This is a genomic window from Flavobacteriales bacterium, from assembly GCA_013001705.1.
In the GTDB taxonomy this organism is placed as follows: domain Bacteria; phylum Bacteroidota; class Bacteroidia; order Flavobacteriales_D; family JABDKJ01; genus JABDLZ01.
This window is the reverse complement of the sequence record JABDLZ010000236.1, coordinates 1-3,542: the sequence shown is the minus strand read 5'-3', so window position 1 is coordinate 3,542 and position 3,542 is coordinate 1. Positions and strand designations below refer to the sequence as shown.

Sequence of the window (3,542 nt, the reverse complement as noted above, 5' to 3'; positions counted from 1 at the left end):
CCCATGTATACCCCATGCGCGGTGACAGGAGAAGGGTCTCCACTACCACCTTGGGTCACAGGTAGGCCCGCAACAAAATCGGTCTCCATGGCCACATAGGTCAGGTCAGAAGGAGAAATCCCGACATCCTCTGCAGTGATGTATTTACCACCCAGACTGTCAACGAATTGACCGAATCTCCGGAATAGCGCTTCACTCTTATCCTTACGTGAATCACCGATAATGACCGCTTTTCCACCCCCTAGATTGAGGCCAGAAATAGCTGATTTATAGGTCATTCCTCGTGATAACCTCAACACATCGTTTATGGCTTCTGCATCGGATGCATAGGACCACATACGGGTGCCGCCCAGACTTGGGCCCAATACGGTATTGTGAATGGCGATGATTGCCTTGAGACCGGTCCGTTCATCTTGACAGAACACCACTTGTTCGTGTCCTAACTCCTTCATCTGACCCAGCACTTCTGAAGTGTCTGTAGATCGTTTAGCTGGTACTTCAAGCATTAATTTCTCAGATTGTAGAATACCTTTGGGACTCTTCCTCAAAGGGCGCACAAAATTAGTCAAATTGACAGGAAGAACGCGAGATAGCCTATGAGAAGTCTAGCACACCTGAACAAATATCTGCTCAAATACAAGTGGAGACTTCTGCTCGGAATACTCTTCATCATTATCCAGAACATCTTCTACATCTATAACCCATTGGTGGTCAAGGAATCAGTGGATTTCATCAAGGAGAGTATTGAGGTTTATAGCGGAATGGAAGATGGCCAAACTGTAGAATTGGCATCTCCTCCCATACTGGCCACAGTGATGGATTTCTTCGGACTCGTCAGGCCCGATCAAGAAGTCGATCAGAAAGACATACTGCTACAAGTGATCATGAGCACCGGCCTCATCCTCTGTATCATCTATTTGTCGATCGCACTGATCAAAGGGATATTCCTCTTCTTCACCCGACAGACCATCATCATCATGTCGCGCCTGATAGAGTATGACCTCAAGAATGAGATCTATGCCCAGTATCAACGACTCAGTATGGCCTTCTATAAGCGCAACAATACGGGTGATCTCATGAATCGGATCTCAGAGGACGTGAGCAAAGTGCGTATGTATCTGGGTCCGGCTATCATGTACTCTATCAATCTGCTGGTGGTAGCGGTATTGTCGGTAGTGGCCATGGTCAGCCTGAGTGCTGAGCTCACCTTGTATGTTCTGGCCCCACTGCCCGTGATGAGTATACTCGTCTACCATGTGAGTGCCATCATGAATAGGCGGAGCGAGGCGGTGCAGCGTCAGCAGAGCGCCCTGAGCACCTTTGTTCAAGAGAATTTTGCCGGCATCAGGGTGATGAAAGCCTATGGCATTGAGAAACAGCGCTCTGAAGAATTCAATAAGGAGAGTGAGTTCTATAGAGACCTGACTTTGGACCAAGTACGGGTCGATGCTCTTTTCATGCCTACCATCATCCTTCTGATAGGTGTGAGTACCATCCTGGCCATCTTCCTGGGAGGAAAGATGATCATCGAGGGAGATACCGATTTCACTTTCGGAGGGCTCGTGGCATTCGTCATCTATGTCAATCTACTCACTTGGCCTTTTGCAGCAGTTGGATGGGTGACCTCCTTGGTCCAACGTGCGGCAGCAAGCCAAGAGCGCATCAATGAATTCTTGAGTGAAGAACCTGAGATAGTCGATGGACCGAAGGAACTAGAACAGGTAGATGGAACGATCCGATTCGACCGGGTGAGTTTCACTTATCCGGAATCCGGGATACGCGCTTTGCAAGAGGTGTCTTTCGAAATTGCTCCCGGTCGGACATTGGGAGTGTTCGGACGGACCGGTTCGGGCAAATCGACCTTAGCAGCCCTCTTGCTCAGACAGTTCGACCCTGATTCAGGAAGCATCCATTTGGATGGTCATGATATCAGGGAATTGACCACCGATTCCTTGAGAAACCCAATGGGATATGTTCCTCAAGAGGTTTTTCTCTTCTCAGATTCCATTGCTAACAATATCGCTTTCGGCCTGAAGGATGGTGAATTCGACCGTAGCTTGGTGGAACAGGCGGGCAATGAAGCGGAGCTCAGCGGTGAGATTCAAGAACTCTCCAAAGGCTATGATACTCTGCTAGGAGAATGGGGCATCACTCTTTCTGGAGGTCAGAAGCAACGTGTATCCCTTGCACGGGCGATCATCAAAAGGCCCAAGATCCTCATCTTCGATGACAGCCTGTCGGCCGTGGATACAGAGACCGAGGAGTCCATACTCCAGACCTTGGATAAGATCATCAAGCAGCGCACCACCATATTGATCTCTCATCGCATCTCCACGATCAGGCGCGCTGATCACATCATCGTGCTGGAAAACGGTCGCATCATCGATCAAGGAAGACATGAGGATCTCATTGCCCGAGACGGCTTCTATGCGGATATGGAAAGACGACAATCCTTGGAGGTGGCGGTAGAGTAGTCGTCAAGTGCAATTTGTTCTATATTCGTGAGTACCAAACTAAAAACCAGAAGCATGGAGGGGGACAAAGATCACTACGACAAGGAGGAAATATACTCGAAAGTGATTCGAGCGGGAAAACGGACCTACTTCTTCGATGTGAAATCAACACGGGGAAATGACCTGTATCTGACCGTCACGGAAAGCAAGAAGCGGTTCAACGACAACGGAGACAGCTTCTACGAAAAGCACAAAATATTTTTGTACAAAGAGGATTTCGAGAAATTCCAAGAAGGTCTTGAAGACGTGCTGGGAGAGATAGAGCGATTGAAAGAGGACGACCCCAAGTATCGTGTAGAAGAATCCAAGGAAGAGAAAGATTCCGAGGAGAAGGATGAATCCTACACCAAGACCAAGTGGTGATCCGCTGGTCAGCTCCTATTCCATTCCAATCCTGAACATCCCTTTGACGCTCAAACGAGCGTTGACCATGGCTATCTTTAGCCAGTGATCCCACGCGGCTTATTCATCTGCATATATCTACTGCTCGGCCTTTCTAACCAGGCTCAGCAATTCATCGAGAATAAAGGCCAATGGCCCGACCATGTCCTGTTCCGCGCTGAGATTCCTGAGGGGCACATCTATATAGAGAAGGTGGGAATCACCTTTGACATTCGTGATGTGGAGCAATGGTCGAGCATCTCAGAAGCCCACCACGGGCACAGTGCATTTCCAGAGCGATTAAATTTCCATGCCTATCACATGGAATTCCTTGGAATCGAAACGCTCGATATTCAGACTACAACGAATTCTTCTACCAGCTACAATTTCTTCAGAGGAAATGACCCATCGGAATGGGGAAGCGATTGCCGAGCTGTCCAGGAGATCCTCTGTTCCAACCTCTGGGAGAAGATCGACCTACGACTTTACTTCGTGGATGGACAATTCAAGTATGACTTGATCGTCCATCCTTCCGGAGACCCTTCAGATATCAAGTTCCGCTATAAGGGTATAGACCCGGACGTAGAGAATGGACAATTGCGTTTCGATACGGATTTCACGACCTTTTTTGAATCCCGCCCCTATCTA

At 48.5% G+C, this 3,542-nt stretch carries 4 protein-coding genes; 3 read left to right on the top strand and 1 reads right to left on the bottom strand.

The annotated features are described in order from the left end of the window. The coding region (locus tag HKN79_09570) for a Glu/Leu/Phe/Val dehydrogenase (protein ID NNC83816.1) at window positions 1–506 on the bottom strand (506 nt) is incomplete at its 3' end. 90 nt (window positions 507–596) lie between these two features. Here HKN79_09570 and HKN79_09565 point away from each other — a divergent pair. The 3 genes from HKN79_09565 to HKN79_09555 form a co-directional block, all read left to right on the top strand. Continuing rightward, window positions 597–2,474, top strand: coding sequence for an ABC transporter ATP-binding protein (locus tag HKN79_09565; protein NNC83815.1), 1,878 nt, complete (start codon window positions 597–599; stop codon window positions 2,472–2,474). Window positions 2,475–2,528: 54 nt separating this feature from the next. Further along, on the top strand, window positions 2,529–2,876 hold the full coding sequence (locus HKN79_09560; protein NNC83814.1) for a DUF3276 family protein: 348 nt from the start codon (window positions 2,529–2,531) through the stop codon (window positions 2,874–2,876). Window positions 2,877–2,960: 84 nt separating this feature from the next. Beyond that, window positions 2,961–3,542, top strand: a 582-nt coding sequence (locus tag HKN79_09555) for a hypothetical protein (protein ID NNC83813.1), incomplete at its 3' end; no start/stop codon positions are given.

Excerpts from the sequence above, each read along its gene's own strand:
- HKN79_09565 (NNC83815.1), top strand. The coding sequence starts at position 597 with ATGAGAAGTCTAGCACACCTGAACAAATATCTGCTCAAATACAAGTGG.
- HKN79_09560 (NNC83814.1), top strand. The coding sequence starts at position 2,529 with ATGGAGGGGGACAAAGATCACTACGACAAGGAGGAAATATACTCGAAA.